We start from the raw sequence: 21270 nt of genomic DNA, 5'->3' as shown, positions 1-21270 counted from the left end.
TTTACATGCGTCTTCATGCGGCAGCACAGGATGTACCGTCCAGTGTCGCATGCCATAATGCGGCTTGAGCTGGGCCGTCAGTCGGTCTTGACTAGCCACCACTTACTGCGGAGCAACGAATGGCCCTTGCCATCCGCGACGTGTGCGAGCACGACCTGGATGCCGTACTGGCGCTCAACAATACCGCCGGTCGCTCCATTCTGGTCCTGGATGCCGCGCAGTTGCGCTATTTCTATGAGCACGCGGATTACTTCCGCGTGGCGGAAATCGACGGACATCTCGCTGGCTTCCTGATCGCCCTGCGCGACGGCAGGGATTACGCCAGCCCTAATTACCAGTGGTTCAGCGAGCACTATCCCTCGTTCGTCTACATCGACCGGATCGTGATTGCCAACGCCTACCGTCGCCACGGCTTGGGCCGCATTTTCTATTGCGACGTGAACAGCTTCGCGGAAGTGCGCGTGCCGCTGTTGACGTGCGAGGTATTCCTGGAACCCTGTGACGACGTAGTGGTGCTCTTCCATGGCACCTACGGTTTCCAGGAAGTAGGCCAGCAGCGCATGGGCGAGGAGGGACCCCAGGTCAGTCTGCTCGCCAAGGACCTACCCAGTTACGCCTTTGTCCGGGATACCTACCTGGAACACAGCGGCCTACCCGACCTTCCCTGGCTGGCGGGCCGCGGTCTTCCTTTAGCCAATCAAGACTCCAGAGCGCGCCGCCTCGCCGGAGAGCGGCGCTCATGAATGCAAAAATGGAAACATCAGATGCCTGCGATCTGCGTTTTGGGCAGGTCGGCATTGCCTGTGTACGTGTACGACGCCCCGACGCGGCGGCCCTGTGCGAAGAACTCGAACGCCGCGTGCGTTCGGCACCGCAGCTGTTTTCACGTGCGGCGGTAGTCCTCGACCTTAGCCACCTCCCCAACTTGCCTGATGACGGAACGGTTGACGCCCTGTTGGAAGCGGTACGCAGCGCCGGCATGCTTCCGGTGGGGCTGGCCTATGGCACCCCTGCTACCGAGGCCCTGGCCCAGCGCATGGGGCTTCCCCTCATCGCCAAGTTCCGTGCCGCCTATGAACCCGCCGAGGGCAGCCACAGCGTGGCACCATCCGCCCCCGCCGCAACAGCGGTGCCAGCACCCATGCCCGAGCGCGAACCGGTGTTGTCGCCCCCCGCCGGCGCCGTCGGTGCGCAACGGCATGATGGTGCGGTCCGCTCGGGTCAGCAGATTTACGCCCGTGATCGGGATCTGGTCGTGACTGGCACCATTGCCAACGGTGCCGAAGTCATCGCCGATGGCAGCATCCACGTCTACGGCGGGCTGAAAGGCCGCGCCATGGCCGGCGCCCAAGGGGATACGAAAGCACGCATCTTTGTTTCGGATTTTCGCGCAGAGCTGGTCGCCATCGCCGGACACTATCGTGTGTTCGAGCAGATACCCAAAGACCTGGAAGGTCAGTCTGTGCAATGCTGGCTCGAAGGCGAAAAGCTGTTGATTGCACCTTTGAAATAAACACTATTACAAGAACACATGCGGGAGATGAGCCTTGAGTGCTGAGATTATCGTTGTAACGTCCGGCAAGGGCGGCGTGGGCAAGACCACAACCAGCGCTTCACTTGCCACGGGTTTGGCGATGGCCGGCAAGAAAGTAGCAGTGATCGACTTTGACGTTGGCTTGCGCAACCTGGATCTGATCATGGGCTGCGAACGGCGCGTCGTGTACGACTTCGTCAACGTGATCCACGGTGAGGCCGGGATCAAGCAAGCCCTGATCAAGGACAAGCGCTACGATAATCTTTACGTACTCGCCGCCAGTCAGACGCGCGATAAGGATGCGCTGACGCAGGAAGGCGTGGAAAAAGTGCTCGATGATCTGGCGAAGGATGATTTCGAATACGTCGTCTGCGATTCGCCAGCCGGGATCGAAAAGGGCGCGCACCTGGCGATGTACTTCGCCGACCACGCCGTCGTCGTCGTAAATCCGGAAGTATCCTCAGTACGCGACTCTGATCGCATCCTGGGCCTGCTGGCCAGCAAGACGCGCCGCGCCGAACGGGGCGACGGGACCGTCACCCAACATCTGCTACTGACACGCTACAACCCTTCGCGAGTCGAACAGGGCGAAATGCTCAGCGTGAAAGACGTGGAAGAAATCCTCGGCATCAACGTCGTCGGCGTGATTCCGGAATCGGAAAACGTGTTGGCTGCATCCAATGCAGGCGTACCGGTGATCCTGGATGAAAACTCCCTCGCCGGACAGGCCTATCGCGACACAGTAGCCCGCATTCTTGGCGAGAATCGCCCTATGCGTTTCCTCGATGCACCCAAGAAGGGCTTCTTTCAGCGCGTATTCGGAGGCTGACCGCATGGGTATCCTCGACTTTCTCAAGCGCAAGCCCGAGCCCACCGCGGTTGTCGCGAAAGAGCGCTTGCGCATCATCGTGGCCCAGGAACGCTCCACGCGTGGGGCGCCGGACTACTTGCCATTACTGCGCAATGAATTGCTTGAGGTCATCAAGAAATACGTCAACGTCGACATCGAGGCGATCAACATCAATGTCGAGCGTGACAGCGGGCACGAAGTACTGGAACTGTCAGTAGCGTTGCCGGATGGCAAGCCGGGGAAAGGCGCGGCAATCTGACTCGCAGGCTCCCTGCCCAAGGGAGGGGCCAGCGTCAAAGTTGGTCCAGGGATTGAAGCATGGCTTGCCCGCTTCACGGCGTCCTGACTTACCTGCTTCGCAAGCTTGCCTCTCGCCTTCCTCGTGAAGATAGCGCAGGCGGGTCAAAGAGAAAGAAAGCATCGTGTCCGTCTCCATCCTACGTCTCGCCGACATCGATCGAAGTGCCGTCGAATCCCTTCTCGCCAGCTATGGCTTGAACCTGGCGTTGGTTGCCGATGGCAAGGCCATCCCGGGCAGCTTCTGGGGTGAAGATGAGGCAGGCATCATCGGCAACACCGTCTACGCGCGCAGCGATACCCCCATACACTCGTTGCTGCATGAAGCCGGCCACCTGATCGTGCTGCCTTCGGAACGCCGCGCATGCGTCCATACGGACGCCACCGACTCCATCGAGGAAGAAGACGCCGTCTGTTATCTGCAAATCCTGCTGGGAGACGCGCTGCCAGGAGTGGGGCGCGAGCGCATCATGAAGGACATGGATACGTGGGGTTATTCATTCCGATTGGGCTCGACGCGCGCCTGGTTCGAACACGACGCAGAGAATGCGAAAGCATGGCTGCAAGAGCACGGGTTGTTGATCGACAAACCCTGACCCTGTGTCTCCGCCCCCGTCCAAGCGTTGCCTTGCGATTTGCCGACCCGATCGATCCCTTCCACGAAGATCGACCGGAACCTCTTCAACTAACGACCCGGTATAGTCGCCCTCGTCAAACGACTTAAAGTTCAGCCGTGCTCAAGAACACGCGTTACTACGATCCCATCAATAACCTTCGCCGCCGCGTCGCTCGCCGGCTCATGCGCCTGATCTTCGGCAGCCATGGGCAGCCGACCTCCGAGCCGCTTCCTACCCGGGGTATCTACCGCATCCTGGTCTGCCACGTCAGCCATAGCCTCGGCAATACGTTGCTGCTTACGCCACTGCTGTCTGAACTTGAAACCGTCTATCCCGCGGCCGAAATCGACATCCTTACGCGCAGCCCGATCGCGCAAGACGTCTATGGCCGCTTCTTCAACGTGCAGCGGATTTTTCGTCTGCCAGCGCACGGCGTAGGACACCCCTTTCAGTTTTTCGACAATCTGAGGCGTATGCGGCGGCGCCACTACGATCTGGCAATCGATGCCGACCCGCTGTCGCAGACGGGACGCCTGTTGATGCTGCTCTCGAACGCCACTTATACGCTGGGATTCAGCAGCCCCAAGAAACATGGCGATATCACCCATGCCGTGCCCTTGCCCGCTGACCTGGAAAGCAAGGGGCGCCGTCCGGTGTATCTGCTACGCAGCGCAATGAAGCGCGCGGTGACGGCCGAATACCCCGTTCCCGATATTCGTCTCAGCGCAAACGAACGCGCGCAAGGAAAGGACGCCCTTACCCGCTCGCTCGCGGCATATGGCATCTCCACGCCTGGGCGCGGCATTATCGGCATCTTCGCCAACGCCACTGGCCCCAAATTGTTGGGCGAAGCGTGGTGGGGGCGTTTCATCAACGTACTGGAAGCAGCCTATCCCGATCACCGCATCGTGGAAATCCTGCCCGCCTCGGGCGAATCGATGCTCGGCTCCCGCTACCCTGCCTATTTCTCCAGCGACTTGCGCAAGCTCGCCAGCGTTCTCTCCGGTTTAGCCGTTTATATCAGCGCCGACTGCGGCATCATGCATCTGGCGTGCGCGTCGGACGTGCCGACCATGGGCATCTTCACTGTTACCAATGCCAGCGAGTGGGGACCTTATGGTCCGGGTCGGCATGTCATTCCTGCACAACGCAAAACACCGGAAGACGTCGCGCGCGCCATCGCGGCCATGCCGGAACTGAGCGCGATGCCGGCCGACGATTTACCGTTGGCTCTCTCCGATCCTTTGTCATAAGCAGCAAACGTTCGTCACGACATTGGACTGCCGGATTTTCCAACTTGCTCGCGCTTCCTGTTCAACGGCGGTCGGCATCGGCTAGCATGTCAGCCATGAGGGAGATGGCATGCCTCCTGTTTCCTTGGGTGTTCTCCCATGGAACGAACCACCGAAAGGTTGATGATGCCTGCACCACCGGATTCCGGCGGCGCAGGCGTGCCTGTGTTGCCGTGGTCTCGTACCATTGCAAAACGGGAGACACATTCAAGTGAGCATGAGCGGATTTCTTGCCGTCGGTTTAGGCGGCGCCGTCGGATGCTGGATGCGCTGGATACTCGGCATCCTGTTCAATCCTATTTTCCCCACCCTGCCGCTGGGCACACTAGCCGCCAATCTGAGCGGCGGTCTGATCATGGGTTGCGTGATGACCTTGTTCCAGCATTTTCGGGGTTACCCGCCTGAATTGCAGCTCTTCGTCATGACCGGCTTCCTCGGCGGCCTGACGACCTTTTCCACCTTCTCCGCAGAAGCCAATACGTTATTGTTACGTGGACAATACGTATGGTTCGGCGCCCATGTCGCGGTGCATCTCATCGGCACACTTGCCATGACGATCCTGGGCATCTTCCTTACACGCGGCTTGCTGCGCCATTGATACGGAGTCGGCAATCTCATGAATACGTCGTCTACATTCTCGGGTGACCCGGCCAACGGGATCTTTCTGCGCTTCTATACCCATGTGCACGCCAGGCACGATGGGTTACTGATTTCCGAGTGGCTGCTCGAGCTGGCAAAGAGGAACAAGTTGGGAGGAGGATCGGTGTTCCGCGCCACCGCTGGTTTCGGCCGCCATGGCGTCCTGCATCATGAAGATTTCTTTGAACTCGCCGACGACCTTCCGCAGAAAATCGAATTTCTGTTGAGCGAGGCCAACGCACAAACCCTGCTGCAATTGGTCCGCGAAGCAGGTGTTGATCTGGTGTATGCGTGGTCACCCGTACACTTAGGGGTTTTGGGGTCAAAGTAAACTAGCTGCAATCCGGGCCGGGACTGTTGGACGAACGAGGCGGCGCAGGCGTGATGGCACAGCTCAATCAAGCAAGAAAGCGCGCCCTGCAACCAACAGTCCCGGCTCAAGGTTTTTGTCGTGAACCCTTGAGCCTGTAGACCAAGGAAAAAGAGGATGAGCCAGGACTCTTTGCGAGAGCGTGCGGCCGAATTGCTGGAAACAGCCGGCGTACAGATCAACGGACCTGCTTCGACCGATCTCCGTGTACACAACGAGCAACTCTATGCGCGCGTATTCGCGCACGGTTCCTTGGGATTGGGCGAAACCTACATGGATGGCTGGTGGGATGCCGATGACCTTCCCGGCCTTTTTACCAAGATTCTCAGCAGTCATCTCGACGAACACCTCAAGACGCTGGATACGCTGATTGCGCATCTCAAGGCGCGTTTCATCAATCTGCAACGCGGCCAGCATGCGTTTGAAATCGGCAAGGTGCATTACGATCTTGGCAATGATCTTTTCAAAGCCATGCTGGGCAAGCGCATGGTGTATTCCTGCGGTTACTGGGCAGAGGCCGCGAATCTGGATGATGCACAGGAAGCCAAGCTCGACCTGGTCTGCCGAAAATTGCGGTTGAAGCCTGGCATACGCGTCCTCGACATCGGCTGCGGTTGGGGCGAAGCCGTGAAATTCGCGGCCGAACGCTACGGCGTGAATGCCGTTGGCATCACCGTTTCCGGCCAGCAGGCGGAACTGGCACGCGACCTGTGCCAGGGCCTCCCCATCGAGATCAGGCTGCAGGATTACCGCGAATTGCACGAACCGTTCGATGCCATCATGTCGATCGGCATGTTCGAGCATGTCGGCGGCAAGAATTACCGCGAGTATTTCGAAGTCGCGCGTCGCTGCCTGAAAGACGATGGTTTATTCCTGCTGCACAGCATCGGCAGCAATCATGCACCCGGACGGCCTGATCCGTGGATCGAAAAATACATCTTTCCTAACTCGGTCATCCCTGCTGCCAGTCAAGTCACGGCTGCAATGGAAGGTTTGTTCGTCATGGAAGATTGGCACAACTTCGGTGCTGACTACGATCGTACCTTGACGGCATGGCGTGCGAATTTTGATGCGGCATGGCCCGGTCTTTCCATTCGCTACGATCAGCGTTTTCGCCGTATGTGGCACTTTTACCTGGCGGTGTCTGCCGCCGTCTTCCGAAGCCGGCGTGACCAGCTCTGGCAGCTCACCTTGAGTCCCCATGGCGTTCCAGGGGGATATCGTGTTCCGCGCTGAGTGAATATGCCTGTCATCCGACGTTTTCTGCTTGCCTCCCTGCTGGCACTTCTTTGCTGCCCCGCCCTGGCGCATCCCGCGTTATGGGTAGCAAAGCGCGGCGGCAGCACGGTGTATCTGTTTGGCACAGTGCACCTGTTACCGAACGATACGAACTGGCAATTCCCCGCGCTCAGTCAGGCACTCATGCAAAGCCATGCGCTATACATCGAATTGACTGATGACGATCAAGCTCACATGGCGTCGTTGGTGCTGCGCTACGGTATCGACACCGCCCATCCCCTCTCGAGTGAACTCAGTGGGAGCGACTACGCCGCCGTGGTGAAAGCAGCGCGCTTGGCCGCACTGCCAGGAGGCGCAGTAGCGCTGCAGCCCATGAAACCATGGCTCGCCGCACTGACACTGTCTGTTGAGCCGCTATTGAAAGCAGGCCTCGATCCATCCGAAGGCGTGGACAATCAGCTGAAAGCGCACATGTCCCATGCCGGCAAACCAGTGCTCGGATTGGAAACAGCCGAGCAGCAAATTCGCTTTCTTGCCGATTTATCTATGCCGCTGCAGATCGCTTTGCTGCGGGATACCCTGCGCGATGCAGGCAAGGACAAAGACGAACTATTGTCCCTGATCAATGCTTGGAAACAAGGTGATACGGGCGCCATTGCCAAGCTGGAGAACAACGAACTGAAAACGCAGGAGCCAGCTCTTTATCAAGTGCTGATCATCCAGCGGAACACGTCCTGGGCCGCCAAGATAAAGACCATGCTCGACCAACCGGGTACGGTGTTCGTTGCAGTCGGCGCAGCGCATCTGGCCGGCCCGGACAGCTTGCAAGCACAATTGGCCAAGCTGGGGATTACGGTGCAGCAGGACTAGACGGATAAAATCCTAGAAGTGCGCCGTAATCGCCTTGGGCGAGAACGGAAAACGCGACATGTGGATCGTATACGAGTCCATCTTGCCCAGGTCCGTATAAGAAGCCGTCAAGGCGGAGCCGTTGAACGCCACGTCGATACGATAAACGTGACCTGCTTGCACATGATCGATTTTCACCGAAGGACGATTGATGATGTGCAGGTTGGACAGCGTCAGCCTGATCAGCTGCTTGCCTGGCAACACGCGCACCCATGGCGTCTTGCCGCCATTGAATTTTTCCCAGGTGCTCTTGTCGTTGACGCCGGTGATGCCGCACATGAATCCCGGCTGCTCGGCGCATGCAACGATGGCCGTATCCGACTGCGGATGGTGTTTGTCCTTATACCCGAGCAGCGGATGCCGTCCCGCAAAGTGCGCGCAACCCGCGACGAGAACGCAGGCCGAGGCAACGGCGGCATAGCGAAAATAGAGCATGACTCACCCGGGAATGCGTGGTATCAGAGCATTCTAGCCCAAGCTCCCGACCATCTGGCACCATTCTAGGGATGCTACTCCACGGCATCGCTCCCACCTGGCATTCGATATCGCTCATGAACCTGCAAGCCAACTACGAACAGATCCCGCTCAAGGAATACGCCGAGCGGGCCTACCTCGACTACTCCATGTACGTGGTGCTGGACCGTGCGCTGCCCTTCGTGGGCGACGGCCTGAAACCCGTGCAGCGGCGTATCGTTTATGCCATGAGCGAACTGGGCCTGGCCGCCAGCGCCAAGCCCAAGAAATCCGCACGTACCGTCGGCGATGTCATCGGTAAATTCCACCCGCATGGCGATAGCGCTTGTTACGAAGCCATGGTGCTGATGGCGCAGCCGTTCTCGTACCGCTACCCGTTGATCGACGGCCAGGGCAACTTCGGTTCGCCGGACGATCCGAAAAGCTTTGCGGCCATGCGCTACACGGAATCCAAGCTCAACCCGATTGCCGAGGTGCTGCTTGCCGAAATCGGCCAGGGCACGGTGGATTTCGTGCCGAATTTCGACGGCACACTGGAAGAACCAAGCTGGTTGCCAGCACGCCTGCCGCACGTGCTACTGAATGGCTCCATGGGTATTGCGGTGGGTATGGCCACGGACATCCCACCCCACAACCTGCGCGAAGTCACCAGCGCCTGCATTCGACTGCTCGATGATCCCGACGCTACGGTGACGGACCTTTGCGAACATGTGCGCGGTCCAGACTATCCGACCGAAGCGGAAATCATCACGCCGCGCAATGAACTGATCGCGATGTATCAGACCGGCGGCGGCTCCGTGCGCGCACGCGCCGTCTATCAACACGAAGACGGCAATATCGTGATCACCGCGCTGCCGCATCAAGTCAGTCCCTCGAAGATCCTCGAACAGATCGCCGCGCAGATGCGCGCCAAGAAACTGCCGATGATCGAGGACCTGCGCGACGAATCCGACCACGAAAATCCGATTCGGCTGGTAATCGTTCCGCGCTCGAATCGCGTGGAAGTGGATGAAGTGATGCAACATCTCTTTGCCACCACCGATCTGGAAAAGAGTTTTCGCGTCAACCTCAACATGATCGGGCTGGATGGCCGTCCCCAGGTCAAGGATCTCAAGCGCATCCTCGGCGAGTGGCTGAACTTCCGCATCGATACCGTCACGCGCCGACTCAACTATCGCCTTGCCAAAGTCGAGCGCCGGCTGCACCTGCTGGAAGGTTTGCGCATCGCTTATCTCAACCTCGATGAAGTGATTCGCATCATCCGTACCGAGGAAGAACCGAAGCCGGTGTTGATGGCGCGTTTCAAGCTGAGCGATGAACAAGCCGACTATATCCTCGAAACCAGGCTGCGCCAGCTGGCCCGCCTCGAGGAAATGAAGATCAACACCGAGCGCGACCAGCTTGAGGAAGAGCGCGCCAAGATCAACGTACTATTGAAATCACCCGCCAAACTCAAGGGCCTTATCAAGGAAGAACTTCGCGCCGATGCCGCCAAGTACGGTGATGAACGCCGCTCGCCACTGGTGCAACGCGAAGCGGCACAGGCGCTGGACGAAAGCGCCCTGGTCGCCAGCGAGCCTGTCACCGTGGTACTCAGCAAGAAGGGTTGGATCCGCGCTGCCAAAGGCCACGATGTCGACGCAGAAGGGCTGTCCTATCGCGAGGGCGACAGCTTGCTCGCCACGGTGAAGGCACGCACCACGCAACAGGTAGCAGTGATCGACTCCACTGGTCGCAGCTATTCCACTCCAGCACATACGCTGCCCTCCGCACGTGGTAACGGCGAGCCGCTCACCGGCCGCTTCACGCCACCGGGAGGCGCGCACTTCGATGCCGTGGCTGCAGGCGATAACGACACGCGTCTCGTGCTCGCTACCGATTTTGGCTACGGCTTCGTTACCCGTTTTGAAGCGCTGACCGGCCGCAATAAGGCCGGCAAGCAAATCATCACCCTGGGCGATGGTGCACGCGTGCTGACCCCGCAAATAAGTGCCGACCCGGCCCGCGATCGCATCGTGGTCGTGACCACGGACGGCCATCTGCTGATGTTTTCCGTCGCGGAGTTGCCCGAACTCGACAAGGGCAAAGGCAACAAGCTGATCGAAATCCCTAAAGCGAAGCTGAGCAGTGGCGACGAACGCGTGGCCGGCATTGCCGTAGTCACCGAAGGCAAGGGCGAAATCACCCTCTTCGCCGGACAGCGCAAGCTCACACTGCGCTGGTCCGATCTGGTCGAGTACGGCGGCAATCGCGCCACCCGGGGTGGTTTGCTGCCACGCGGTCTGCGCCGCGTGGAGCGCATCGAGACAACGGCTTAACGAAACGGCCATATCGCATAGATGCCATGGCGAGAATGCTGGTCATCCGGCGTCTCGCCATCAACCTATCGGTTTGCACCTTTCGCCCTTGTCTCGCCAACCCAGTTGAAAGGAACTCAACCGGCCGCAATTCGTCAAATAGATGTGTGCACGGTCAGCCTGGTCGTGCGTTACAGGCATGAAGAGTTCCGGAGCACCTATGAAACGACGAGCCATCACCGCCTTGACCGCAAGTCTGCTGATGACGGCCGCATGGGCGCAAACCAATAGCCAACCGCTGAATCTCAAGCTGCCGCCCAACGACAGCTATCGTAGCTATCCGGCTTCAAGCAGCACGGCGCCCAAGCCCGCTTCATCTGCCAGCAGCGGCAGCAAAAGCGCAGTGACCGTCAATGGCCAGCCTCCTGCCACTGGCCCGGCTCCAGGGGTCTATTACGGCGATACCAGCGGTGCACGCGGCAACAATGAAGCCGCTGTCCCGGCTTGTGACGACTCGACCTACAACAAGCCCCAGGTTCACGGTTCCGTAGGCGTGGGCGTAGTCAGTGGCAGCCATATCGGCACGGGCAGCTATCAAACCGGTAATGTCAGCGTCTTCCAAAACACAGGTAGCTGCGAACATCCCACGGGGTCGGTGGGGATTTCCATCGGTGTGGGCCGGTTCGGCGGTTTCAACGGACACTAATACGTGACCGCCTTGCCTGCGGAGAGCACGAAAACCGGGATAGGTGCGCCATGACCAAGGCTTGCGCCGACTAAAGCTCACGGCACACCCATAGCGCTTTCGAAAAGACACCATCAGGCATGGCCGGCATGCGTGTCGAAAGCGCCTGGAAAGCCTCTCCCCACAGACTGTCGGCTGATTCTGCCCATGCCTCCGCCGTCGAGACCCTTCTGTGATCCAAAATGTCGAGTTCCGTTTCGAAGGCGGCCGTTGCGGCGTCCTGCTGATTCATGGTCTTACCGGCACACCCAGCGAGATGCGGCTGGTGGGCAAGGGTCTGAATCGCGCAGGCTTCAGCGTCTATGGCATGCAGCTAGCCGGACACTGCGGTGACGTACCGGATTTGCTCGCGACGGGATGGAAGGACTGGTATGCAAGCGTGGAAGCCGCAGCGGAAGGCTTTCGTCGTGAGGTCGATCATCTGTTCGTAGCGGGCCTGTCCATGGGCGCGATCCTCGCGCTGAAACTCGCTGCCGAACGCCCCGAGTGGATTCGTGGCGTGGGTGTTTATGGCGCAACCTTCCGCTATGACGGTTGGGCCATTCCGTGGTACGGCCGTCTCTCGTTCTTGCTGCCGTGGATCCAGCGCTTTGGGATAGGCAAGCACCGAATGGTGCATGAAAACGAGCCCTACGGGCTGCGCGACGAGCGCCTTCGCGCGCAAATCAGTGGCCTCATGCTGGGCGGTGATAGCGCGGCGGCCGGCTTGCCCGGCAATCCCTGGCCATCGCTTGCGGAGATGTACAACATGGCTGCCGTTGTGCGGCGTGAACTGCCCAGGATCACCGCACCGTGCTTGATCGCGCATGCGACCGAAGACGATGTCGCCAGCGTAGAAAATGCCCACCTCGTCGCGCGCTCCGTGTCCGGCCCAGTGGAAACCCTTTGGCTGGAAGACAGCTATCACATGATCACCATCGACCGTGAGCGCCGCACGCTCATCCAGCACTCCGCCGATTTCTTCTCCAAGATCGCCGCCAGTTGCGAACCTGCCGCACGCGCCGCAGCCTGAGCGCCCCTCGTGTCTCCTCTTGTCGCCACCCTGTGGATGGTCAACGTGACGCTCGATACCGGCGGCCAGCTGGCTTTCAAGGCAGCCGCCAGTGATCCGCGGGCCGGCGATGGCATGGCGCGCTGGCGCCACATGGCTGGTCGGCCTTGGATATGGCTGGGGCTCCTCGCCTACGCCATCCATATATTGTCGTGGATCGCTTTCGTCTCGCTAGTCGACCTTTCCGAAGGCATCTTGCTTGCGTCCATCAACATGGTTGCGATCATGATCGCTGGGCGCCTGCTCTTTCGCGAAAAGCTCACGCCGCTGCGGGTGGCTGGCATTCTGCTGGTAAGTCTCGGCGTAGCCATGGTAGGGATGCGCGGATGACGCCGGCACGCAAAACATGGCGCTTCTATCTCAGCGGCTTTGCTTTGTTGTTGGCTTTCGACACTGCAGTGCAGCTGAGCTTCAAGTTGACCGGCGCACATGCCTTTCCACCTGAAGCCAGCTTCGCATGGATCATGCGCATCCTTGGGCACCCTTGGATCTACATCGCGCTGGTCGGTTATATCGGCAACTTCATTACCTGGATGAGCCTGCTCAAACACGCGCCGATCGGGCCGGCATTTGCCTCGACGCATCTGGACGTGGTGAGCGTCATGCTCGCTTCCGCGTGGCTGTTCCATGAAGCCCTGACACCTATGCGCCTGTGCGGCGCCGGCGTCATTGTGCTGGGCATCGCATGCCTGGCTATGGCCGAAAGTGGCGCACATCCCGGAAATGACGCCCTTACCGAAGCGAAGGGTGCTTTGGGCGTCACCGCCACCGATTGATCTCTTTTGCGAACTACCGAGTTCACCTACCTCGACATTTGGCGACATCCGCATTAAGAATTCATTGCCTCATCCAGGCAATCCTTCGCAAAGCTTCGCCCCATGATGCACTCAAGAAGTTACGCTCATGGGTCGTATGGACAATGCTGTCGCTCTTCGTCACGCTGTGCAGCATAGGTAATCGGGGAAGCTCCATGAGCAATGTGCAGCAAGAAGTCTTCGAGATCATCAGCAAGCAGGCGAAGATCGACATCGGCATTATCAAGAACGAATCCACGCTCAAGGACTTGGGCGTTGCGTCATTGGACGCGATCGAAGTGATCTTCGACATCGAGGAGCACTTCAACGTCAATCTGCCTAATGAAGACACCGATTTTGAAAACGGCACTGTCGGTCACTTGATCGAAGCAGTGGATCGGCAGCTCGCAAACAAGAGCGCCGCCGGATAAGAGAGAACCTGCCAAGCATGCGCCGTATCGTGATCACCGGCATGGGCGGCATTTGTGCGCTCGGCCACAACGCCCAAGATATCTGGCAAGCCATGACCGAAGGCCGCAGTGGTATCGGCCCGGTGCGGCATGTCGCTCCCGGCCAGCTGCGCAACAACGCCATCGCGGCAGAAATCACTGACTTCGAACCCCTCGCTCATATCGACGAAACACGGCTGCCCTTTCTCGATCCACTCAGCCAGTACGCATTGGTCGCGGCAAGCGAAGCCATTCGCCAATCCGGGCTGGATTTTCGAAACGAACGCGCCGCCCGCACCGCCATCGTCGTCGGCGTGGGTGCGGCGGGTGAAGAAACCCGCGAGGGTCTCTATCAGAAACTATACGGTGAGCAGGCCGGGCGCTTTCATCCGCTCGGTATCGTGCGCATCATGAGCAATGCGCCCGCCAGCCAGATCAGCATGGTGCATGGCATCACCGGTCCGACGTTCACGGTATCGAGCGCGTGTGCTTCTTCGAACCATGCCTTTGCGCAGGCGGCGCTGATGATTCGCGCGGGCCTCGTGGATGCCGCCATTGCAGGCGGGACGGAAGCATGCATCACGCTTGGGGTACTGCGCGCGTGGGAAGCCATGCGAGTGCTGGCACCCGATGCGTGCCGTCCTTTCAGTTGCAACCGGCGTGGTCTGGTGCTCGGTGAGGGTTCAGCCATGTTTGTACTGGAAACGCTGGACAGCGCGCGTGCGCGTGGTGCCGTCATCCTGGCGGAACTCGCCGGGGTCGGCATGAGTGCCGATGCCGGCGATATTGCCGCTCCATCAGATGCCGGCGCAGCCGCAGCCATGCAGACAGCCTTGCAGGACGCAGGCATACAAGCCGCCGACATCGATTACATCAACGCGCACGGCACGGGCACTCCGGCCAACGACTGCACGGAAACGCGCGCCATCCACCACGTGTTTGGCGATCATGCGCGCCGGTTAGCCGTTACCTCGACCAAGCCCATGCATGGTCATGCATTAGGCGCTGCAGGCGCTTTGGAGATGATCGCGGTGATGGGCGCCCTGCGTTACGGCATCGTGCCGCCCACACTTAACTACCTCGGCCCTGATCCGGCTTGCGATCTCGACTATGTCCCCCACCAGGCCCGCGCGATGCCGGTGCGTGCGGCACTTAGCAATTCGTTCGCGTTCGGCGGGCTGAATGCCGTGGTGGCCGTACGTCCCGCTCCATAATGCAAGAAAACACCCGGTTCAGCGCTTGCAAAACCTTTTTCACAGCCTGCTAAAGGCCCACGACTGCATGCGCCCATCCTTATAGGGCATCACGCCATGGAAGGGGCGCGGATCGCGATCGAACACCAGTGGCAGAAAATGGCGGTCGCCCTCCCACATGGGCAATTCCATGATTCGATCGATATCAGCCCATTCCAATGTGCCTTCTGGATTGTGGGTATAGGGCTCCCCCGTGAAGCGGTCGATGACGAAGATGAAACCGAGCCAATCTTCGCCCTGCTTGCCGAATCCAGGCCAGTTGAGCGTACCTCGCAGATGCATCGATTCGCATTCGATGCCTGCCTCCTCCCGAATTTCGCGCCGCATACATGCAGCAATATCTTCATCCGGTTCCATTTTGCCACCCAGCCCGTTGTACTTACCCAAGTGCTGATCGTCAGGCCGCGCATTGCGATGAATCATGAGCACTTTGCCCCGATCAGGTGAAAGCACGTAGCCAAGCGTGGCGACAATAGGCGTGTAGGGCATGGGATTGCCGTTCCTGACGTCAAATGCGAAGTTTAAGGTGTAGCGCAGCATGATTCATTCAGTCGTGACGTAACCCGTCATCGCCCACTCCAGACCGGGCACCGCCTGCATGACATGCATCGGGACAGTTCGCACGAGCCGCATGGCTCTTGCATCCGCCACGGTCACACCGCCACCATGGGTGAATGCGCTCGTTCAACTTTTTCCAACGGTGGCGCCGCAGCCCGCTGATTCGCCTACTTCTTTTGCTTGGGGTGCTTGCGCCCCTTCCCGCTTGCGATCGCCAGGTCCAACCCATAGAGAACCGCGAGGTTACTTTCCAGGGTCAGGATTTCACCGTCGTAAGCCTGGATCTTCATCGAGAATCGCTGGGGCTGCATTGGAAAAACCCTGATACCGGCCAACCCTTCGGCGACATCCAGACCCTGCGCGAATGGGGCGCCGCCAATGGCAAGCGACTGATCTTCGCCGCCAACGCCGGCATTTACGATCAATCCTACGCACCACTGGGCCTTTATGTAGAACACGGTAAAACCTTGGTTCCCTTGAATCTTGCGCATGGCAATCCTGCTGCCGGCAATTTTTCGATCCGTCCGAACGGCGTATTCGCGATTTATCCGGACGGGCATGCCGCTGTACGCACCACGACGGATTTCAAGGCGGACGGCAAACCCGTGGACTGGGCGACGCAATCCGGTCCAATGCTGGTAATCGATGGTCAGATCAACAACCAATTCGTTGATGACTCCAACAGCACAAAATGGCGCAGCGGTGTATGCGCTCATACGCCACATCAAGTCATTTTCGCGGTGAGCGAATCACCCGTTAATTTCCATACCTTCGCGCAACTATTCCGAGACAAGCTCGGCTGTCGCGATGCGCTTTACCTAGATGGAACCATCTCCCAGTTCTACATTGACGGCACCGGCTATGCCGGCGCCCCTACCTTCATGGTCAAGCCCTATGCGGGCATCTTTGCCGTCTTCGCCGACCAATGACAACGAAACGAAAGTTCTTCAGGCTCCGGACACTTGTCGCGCTGCTGCTGGTGCTCGTAGCTGGCCTGCTTGTCGCCGCCTGGTGGCTCGTCGCCGGTAGCCGCGCCCAACTCGATGGCAGGCAAGTGGTCAACGGTCCACAGCATGCCGTCACGATCGAACGCGACGCACTCGGCACGGCAACGGTGACGGGCCAATCGCGTGACGACGTCACATATGCGCTGGGCTACATCCATGCACAAGAGCGCTTCTTTCCTATGGATCTCATGCGCCGGGTTGCCGCAGGCGAGCTATCCGAGCTAGTAGGACCGGCCGCGCTAAAGACAGACATCGAGCATCGCCGCCACCGCCTGAGGGCGGTCGCAGCGGCCGCCTACGCTGCGCTCCCGCCAGAGCAAAAACACCTGCTGGATCTGTATCGCGACGGTGTCAATGCAGGCTTGGCGCATCTTCGCGAGAAACCCTGGGAATACCTGTTGCTGCACACCCAGCCGCAACCCTGGCGCTCGGAAGACACATTGTTGGTGATCGCCGCAATGTATCTGAATCTCGATGGCGATGGACGCAACGAACGCGAACGGCACTTGGCCCAGATGCGCGCCGTTCTGCCTGGCCCGTTGGTGGATTTTCTTACTTCCCCCGATCCGGATTGGGAGGCCCCTCTCAAAGGCAATGTGTCGCCATCGCCTGTCATTCCTTCCGCAGAAGTCTATGATTTTCGCCGTGCCAGTCTGAAAACGGCGCTCTTGCAACGCATTGCACGGCGGACACTTTCAACCGACCGTGCTTTTCCCGGCAGCAACAGCTTTGCGGTTTCCGGCATGGTTTCACGCTCTGGCTCGGCGGTCCTTGCCAATGACATGCATCTGGGACTACGCGTACCGGACATCTGGTTCCATGCACGCTTGCGTTACCCCGATCCCACTGCACCCAAGGGAGAGCGTGATGTCGTAGGCGTCACGCTGCCGGGTACCCCCGCGCTCGTGGTGGGATCGAACGGGCAAATCGCCTGGGGATTTACCAATAGTTACGGCGACTGGATGGACTGGGTGCGGGTGTTGCGCGATCCGCATGATCCGGACCGTTACAAAGTGCCGGAGGGTTGGGCCAATATCGAGAAACATGACGAAGTCATTCGTATCAAAGGCGCGCCGCCCTATACCCTGCATGTGGAGGACACGCGCTGGGGACCCATCCTGGCTACGGACACAGACGGCACACCACTCGCACTTGCGTGGATCGCCGATCGGCCACGCGCCTACAATCTTGCTTTGCTGCAGCTTGAGCGTGCGACTAACGTGTCGTCTGCGCTGGACCTGGGCTCCACATTCGGCATGCCGCCGCAGAATTTCCTCGTCGCAGACAGCGCCGGTCACATCGGCTGGAGCATAGCCGGCAACAGTATTCCGCTACGTTCGAGCTTCGATCCCCAACTGCCATCCGATTGGTCGCAACCGAATACCGGATGGCTGGGCTGGGCAGCAGCTTCGCAATATCCACGCATTGAAAATCCGGTGGATGGCCGGTTGTGGACCGCCAACAACCGCATCGTAGGGCGAGACGAACTCGCCTTGCTCGGGAACGGCGGATATGACCTCGGCGCACGCGCACAACAAATTCGCGACGACCTGCATGCCCGCGCCGATTTCGAGCCGGCCAATTTGCTGGATATCCAGCTCGATGATCACGCCGTGTTTCTTTCCCGTTGGCAGCAACTGCTGCAGACGACCCTTGCCGGCACGCGTGACCCTGCGCTGGATCAGCTGCGCCAGCTAACCGCAGCGTGGCGCAACCAGGCAGCACCCGATAGCGTTGATTACCGTCTGGTGCATGCGTTCCGCGATGAGGTGCATGCTCTTGTACTCGCACCGTTTACTGCGCTCATTCAGCAGCGTTTCTCTGATTTCGAATGGCCCGGTCCGGCCAATCAGGAGGCGGCCGTCTGGATGCTGATTCAACAACAGCCGGTCCATTTGCTGGCGCCCAACTATCACGACTGGCACGCCCTGCTGCTGGACGCCGCAAAACATATTACGCAAACACTTGGCGCGCAGCCGGGCGGACTTGCCGCTCGCACCTGGGGCGAGGTCAACCATGCGCGAATCGACCACCCTTTATCTCGTGCGCTGCCTGCCTTCCTCGCTGACATGCTTGACATGCCGGACGACGAACTACCCGGCGACCACAATATGCCACGTGTTGCGGCACCCGGCTTCGGGGCCTCCGAACGCATGGATGTTTCGCCGGGTCACGAAAATGAAGGCATTCTTGAAATGCCGGGCGGACAGAGCGACAACCCGCTATCGCCGTTCTATGGCGCCGGTCACGAAGATTGGGTACACGGACGCCCCACTCCGCTTATGCCAGGACGCACCCGGCATACACTGGTTCTCGAACCCTCTCCGCCATAAAGTGACTGGCCCGCAGCACATCATCTTGCGTCAGCGCTGAGGACAAAAACCGTGCCGCTCCGCTTCAGCAGCACGGCCTCAACAGCATACGCTCGCAAATGACCTGGTATAGCTCCGGCAAGCGTTCCAGCTCTGCGAGGTCGATGCACTCGTCCACTTTGTGGATGGTGGCATTGACCGGCCCCAACTCCACCACTTCCGCCCCCATGGGCGCGATGAAGCGACCATCGGACGTGCCGCCTCCCGTACTCTGCTCGGGCTCCGTACCACACAATTCACGACACGCCGCCGCAACAGTGTCCCGCAAGCGCCCTCCCGAAGGTGACAGGAAGGGCTCGCCGGAAAGCGTCCATGCAATCGTGTAATCCAATCCGTGCCGAGCCAATATGTCTTCGGTGCGTCGACGCAGATCGTCCGCGTGGCTGGCCGTGCTGTAACGAAAATTGATCAACGCCGTGAGCGAACCGGGGATGACGTTGGTTGCACCGGTGCCCGCGTTGAGGTTGGAAACTTGAAATGAAGTCGGCGGAAAATCGCCGTTACCTTCATCCCAACGCTCCGCCGTCAGCGCCGCAAGCGCGGGCGCAAACGTATGAATCGGATTGAGCGCTTTCTCGGGATAGGCTACATGACCTTGCACGCCGCGAACGGTCACAGTCCCCGACAGCGAGCCGCGCCGCCCGACACGAATCAGGTCGCCGAGCTTTTCCCTGGAGGATGGTTCACCCACCACGCACCAATCGATGCGTTCACCGATTTCGCGCAAATAACCGGCGATGCGGCGCACGCCATCGAGATTGGTAGGCCCTTCCTCGTCACTGGTAAGCAGCAAGCCAACACGGCCCGCGTGATCAGGATGGAGGGTAACGAACCGCTCCAGTGCCACCGTTATCGCCGCCACCGCACCTTTCATGTCTGCTGCGCCACGGCCGTATAGACGGCCATCGCGCACGGATGGCTCGAAAGGCGGACTCTGCCAGGCTTCTTCCGGACCGGTAGGAACCACGTCGGTATGCCCGAGAAAAATCAACAGCGGCCCTTCTCCAGGCGTGTTATTCGTGCCATGGGTCGCCCAAAAATTGTCGACGTCACCATAGCGGAGATGCTCGATCCGAAAACCCAGGCGAGTCAGCCGCGCCCCGATAACGGGAAGACAACCGGCATCTTCCGGAGTAATAGAGCGTCGACTGATCAGATCAACAGCAAGATCGAATACGTCAGACATGACCTAGACCCCAAACAGTTTCTTGAAGCCATTGTCGGTGAACCCCACACTTACCTTGCCATCGCCTTGCACTACAACCGGTCGACGGACGAGTGCCGGATATTCCTTCAACAGCAACGTCCACTCTGGATCGCTACTGGGATTTTTACGCTGCGGCAACAAGTTTCGCCATGTCGTACTGGCTTTGTTTATCAATTTTTCCCAGCCACCCAGTTGCTGCGCCCAATGTTTGAGCGTTGCCGCTGGCACCGGATTGGCACGGTAATCAACGAACTCATGAGGCACGTCGAATCGCGCCAGCCAGTTGCGCGCCTTCTTGCAGGTATCGCAATGGGGAAGGCCGTACAGCGTTGCAGTTTGAGGGGTCATAAGCGAAGCCATTTATGTATTGCATCAAGTGAAGAGAACACATAGCACGATACGAGTGACCGTATCCGCTAGCCATCACCGTCATTCACCACTGCGCAGCAATTCGTTGATGCTTGTCTTACTGCGCGTTCTCTCGTCCACCTGCTTGACGATAATGGCTGCGTAGAGGCTATGGCTACCGTCTTTCGCCGGCAGATTCCCTGCCACGACCACGCTACCCGCGGGAACGCGGCCATAAGAGATCTCTCCCGTCGCGCGGTTATAGATACGGGTGGATTGCCCCAGGAAGACGCCCATGCCAATGACACTCCCTCGCTCCACCACCACGCCTTCGACCACTTCGGAGCGGGCACCGATAAAACAATGGTCTTCAATAATCGTGGGGTTGGCTTGCAGCGGCTCTAGCACACCACCGATACCGACACCTCCCGACAAATGCACGCCCGCGCCGATCTGCGCACAGGAACCCACCGTTGCCCATGTATCGACCATCGTTCCTGCGCCGACATAGGCACCGATATTGACGTAACTGGGCATCAATACCGAGTCCTTTGCGATGTACGCACCACGCCGGACCAAGGCACCGGGCACTACGCGCGCACCAAGCCCCTGCAGCTCGACATCGTTACCATGCGCAAATCGCAACGGCACCTTGTCAAACGCCAAGGCAGGACCACCGTCCACCACACGGTTGCCATTGATGCGGAAATACAGCAGCACCGCCTTTTTAAGCCACTGATTGATGACCCAGCCGCCGCTGCCATCCGGCGCGGCCACTCGCTGCTCACCCGATTCCAGCAGATCGAGTACCTGGCTCAACGCGGGGCGCAGATGCGTTTCGATCTCGCTTTGGCCAAGTTCGTTACGGCGTTCGAAGGCATCATTGATCAGGCTTTCAAGAGACTGCATGGGAAGGAACTCGTATGCGGGACAGTGGAAAAGATTACAGCCAGACACCGGCAGGTAAA

General features: G+C 59.3%; 24 protein-coding genes and 1 riboswitch. Of the genes, 19 read left to right on the top strand and 5 right to left on the bottom strand.

The window, feature by feature from the left end; translation table 11 throughout:
* Positions 1 to 119 precede the first annotated feature (119 nt).
* The 10 genes from AC4HNJ_RS01030 (at position 120) to AC4HNJ_RS00985 (ending at position 7708) form a co-directional block, all read left to right on the top strand.
* Positions 120 to 743: a GNAT family N-acetyltransferase gene (locus tag AC4HNJ_RS01030; RefSeq protein ID WP_490477666.1), complete on the top strand. Its 624-nt coding sequence runs from the start codon at positions 120 to 122 to the stop codon at positions 741 to 743.
* Entirely contained in the window at positions 740 to 1513 is a 774-nt protein-coding gene (gene minC / locus AC4HNJ_RS01025; RefSeq protein WP_490477665.1) for a septum site-determining protein MinC, read from the top strand. Before AC4HNJ_RS01030 ends, minC begins: the two co-directional genes overlap by 4 nt.
* A gap of 34 nt (positions 1514 to 1547) precedes the next feature.
* On the top strand, positions 1548 to 2363 hold the full coding sequence (gene minD, locus AC4HNJ_RS01020; protein ID WP_490477664.1) for a septum site-determining protein MinD: 816 nt from the start codon (positions 1548 to 1550) through the stop codon (positions 2361 to 2363).
* 4 nt (positions 2364 to 2367) lie between these two features.
* On the top strand, positions 2368 to 2643 hold the full coding sequence (gene minE / locus AC4HNJ_RS01015; RefSeq protein WP_490477663.1) for a cell division topological specificity factor MinE: 276 nt from the start codon (positions 2368 to 2370) through the stop codon (positions 2641 to 2643).
* Between the two features lie 160 nt (positions 2644 to 2803).
* The gene (locus tag AC4HNJ_RS01010; RefSeq protein WP_490478076.1) at positions 2804 to 3277 is read left to right on the top strand and encodes a hypothetical protein; all 474 of its coding nucleotides are present in this window, start codon (positions 2804 to 2806) and stop codon (positions 3275 to 3277) included.
* Between the two features lie 137 nt (positions 3278 to 3414).
* Complete coding sequence (locus AC4HNJ_RS01005; protein WP_490477662.1) at positions 3415 to 4551, top strand: glycosyltransferase family 9 protein; 1137 nt, start codon at positions 3415 to 3417, stop codon at positions 4549 to 4551.
* 91 nt (positions 4552 to 4642) lie between these two features.
* A riboswitch (Fluoride riboswitch) is annotated at positions 4643 to 4730 on the top strand.
* 77 nt (positions 4731 to 4807) lie between these two features.
* Entirely contained in the window at positions 4808 to 5188 is a 381-nt protein-coding gene (gene crcB / locus AC4HNJ_RS01000; RefSeq protein ID WP_490477661.1) for a fluoride efflux transporter CrcB, read from the top strand.
* An 18-nt stretch (positions 5189 to 5206) separates the two neighbouring features.
* Entirely contained in the window at positions 5207 to 5560 is a 354-nt protein-coding gene (locus AC4HNJ_RS00995) for a DUF190 domain-containing protein (protein ID WP_490477660.1), read from the top strand.
* 156 nt (positions 5561 to 5716) lie between these two features.
* A complete protein-coding gene (cfa, locus tag AC4HNJ_RS00990; RefSeq protein ID WP_490477659.1) occupies positions 5717 to 6835 on the top strand; it encodes a cyclopropane fatty acyl phospholipid synthase in 1119 nt (372 codons plus the stop codon).
* A 6-nt stretch (positions 6836 to 6841) separates the two neighbouring features.
* Positions 6842 to 7708, top strand: coding sequence for a TraB/GumN family protein (locus AC4HNJ_RS00985; protein WP_490477658.1), 867 nt, complete (start codon positions 6842 to 6844; stop codon positions 7706 to 7708).
* Between the two features lie 12 nt (positions 7709 to 7720).
* Here AC4HNJ_RS00985 and AC4HNJ_RS00980 read toward each other — a convergent pair whose 3' ends face one another.
* Positions 7721 to 8182 carry a hypothetical protein gene (locus tag AC4HNJ_RS00980; RefSeq protein WP_490477657.1) on the bottom strand — a complete coding sequence of 154 codons (462 nt, stop codon included), beginning with the start codon at positions 8180 to 8182 and terminating at the stop codon, positions 7721 to 7723.
* Positions 8183 to 8298: 116 nt separating this feature from the next.
* Here AC4HNJ_RS00980 and parC point away from each other — a divergent pair, with 116 nt between their 5' ends.
* From parC to AC4HNJ_RS00945, 7 genes are all read left to right on the top strand, one after another.
* Positions 8299 to 10539 carry a DNA topoisomerase IV subunit A gene (parC, locus tag AC4HNJ_RS00975; RefSeq protein WP_490477656.1) on the top strand — a complete coding sequence of 747 codons (2241 nt, stop codon included), beginning with the start codon at positions 8299 to 8301 and terminating at the stop codon, positions 10537 to 10539.
* Positions 10540 to 10738: 199 nt separating this feature from the next.
* Positions 10739 to 11224 (top strand): hypothetical protein, encoded by a 486-nt coding sequence (locus AC4HNJ_RS00970; protein ID WP_490477655.1) that lies wholly within the window; start codon positions 10739 to 10741, stop codon positions 11222 to 11224.
* Between the two features lie 211 nt (positions 11225 to 11435).
* The gene (locus AC4HNJ_RS00965; protein ID WP_490477654.1) at positions 11436 to 12275 is read left to right on the top strand and encodes an alpha/beta hydrolase; all 840 of its coding nucleotides are present in this window, start codon (positions 11436 to 11438) and stop codon (positions 12273 to 12275) included.
* A 9-nt stretch (positions 12276 to 12284) separates the two neighbouring features.
* Positions 12285 to 12644 carry an EamA family transporter gene (locus AC4HNJ_RS00960; protein WP_490477653.1) on the top strand — a complete coding sequence of 120 codons (360 nt, stop codon included), beginning with the start codon at positions 12285 to 12287 and terminating at the stop codon, positions 12642 to 12644.
* Positions 12641 to 13090 (top strand): DMT family transporter, encoded by a 450-nt coding sequence (locus AC4HNJ_RS00955; protein WP_490477652.1) that lies wholly within the window; start codon positions 12641 to 12643, stop codon positions 13088 to 13090. Before AC4HNJ_RS00960 ends, AC4HNJ_RS00955 begins: the two co-directional genes overlap by 4 nt.
* A 194-nt stretch (positions 13091 to 13284) precedes the next feature.
* Entirely contained in the window at positions 13285 to 13539 is a 255-nt protein-coding gene (locus AC4HNJ_RS00950; RefSeq protein ID WP_490477651.1) for an acyl carrier protein, read from the top strand.
* A gap of 17 nt (positions 13540 to 13556) precedes the next feature.
* Entirely contained in the window at positions 13557 to 14771 is a 1215-nt protein-coding gene (locus AC4HNJ_RS00945; RefSeq protein ID WP_490477650.1) for a beta-ketoacyl-[acyl-carrier-protein] synthase family protein, read from the top strand.
* A 39-nt stretch (positions 14772 to 14810) separates the two neighbouring features.
* Here the strand turns inward: AC4HNJ_RS00945 and AC4HNJ_RS00940 are convergent, their stop codons facing one another.
* Positions 14811 to 15299, bottom strand: a complete 489-nt coding sequence (locus AC4HNJ_RS00940; protein ID WP_490477649.1) for an NUDIX hydrolase — start codon at positions 15297 to 15299, stop codon at positions 14811 to 14813.
* A 185-nt stretch (positions 15300 to 15484) separates the two neighbouring features.
* On the opposite strand from AC4HNJ_RS00940, the gene AC4HNJ_RS00935 reads away from it, so the two are divergent.
* Both AC4HNJ_RS00935 and AC4HNJ_RS00930 read left to right on the top strand, forming a co-directional pair.
* Entirely contained in the window at positions 15485 to 16297 is an 813-nt protein-coding gene (locus AC4HNJ_RS00935) for a phosphodiester glycosidase family protein (protein WP_490477648.1), read from the top strand.
* The gene (locus AC4HNJ_RS00930; protein WP_490477647.1) at positions 16294 to 18708 is read left to right on the top strand and encodes a penicillin acylase family protein; all 2415 of its coding nucleotides are present in this window, start codon (positions 16294 to 16296) and stop codon (positions 18706 to 18708) included. Before AC4HNJ_RS00935 ends, AC4HNJ_RS00930 begins: the two co-directional genes overlap by 4 nt.
* Positions 18709 to 18772: 64 nt before the next feature.
* Here the strand turns inward: AC4HNJ_RS00930 and dapE are convergent, their stop codons facing one another.
* The 3 genes from dapE to dapD all read right to left on the bottom strand — a co-directional run bounded on the left by dapE (position 18773) and on the right by dapD (position 21211).
* On the bottom strand, positions 18773 to 19933 hold the full coding sequence (gene dapE / locus AC4HNJ_RS00925) for a succinyl-diaminopimelate desuccinylase (protein ID WP_490477646.1): 1161 nt from the start codon (positions 19931 to 19933) through the stop codon (positions 18773 to 18775).
* A gap of 3 nt (positions 19934 to 19936) precedes the next feature.
* The gene (locus AC4HNJ_RS00920) at positions 19937 to 20302 is read right to left on the bottom strand and encodes a Spx/MgsR family RNA polymerase-binding regulatory protein (RefSeq protein WP_490477645.1); all 366 of its coding nucleotides are present in this window, start codon (positions 20300 to 20302) and stop codon (positions 19937 to 19939) included.
* Positions 20303 to 20383: 81 nt separating this feature from the next.
* Positions 20384 to 21211 carry a 2,3,4,5-tetrahydropyridine-2,6-dicarboxylate N-succinyltransferase gene (gene dapD, locus AC4HNJ_RS00915; RefSeq protein ID WP_490477644.1) on the bottom strand — a complete coding sequence of 276 codons (828 nt, stop codon included), beginning with the start codon at positions 21209 to 21211 and terminating at the stop codon, positions 20384 to 20386.
* Positions 21212 to 21270: the final 59 nt, after the last annotated feature.

It is taken from the genome of Dyella sp. SYSU CM1112 (genome assembly GCF_058216415.1).
The sequence above is the reverse complement of the archived record's forward strand: the minus strand, read 5'-3'. Positions and strand labels throughout refer to the sequence as shown.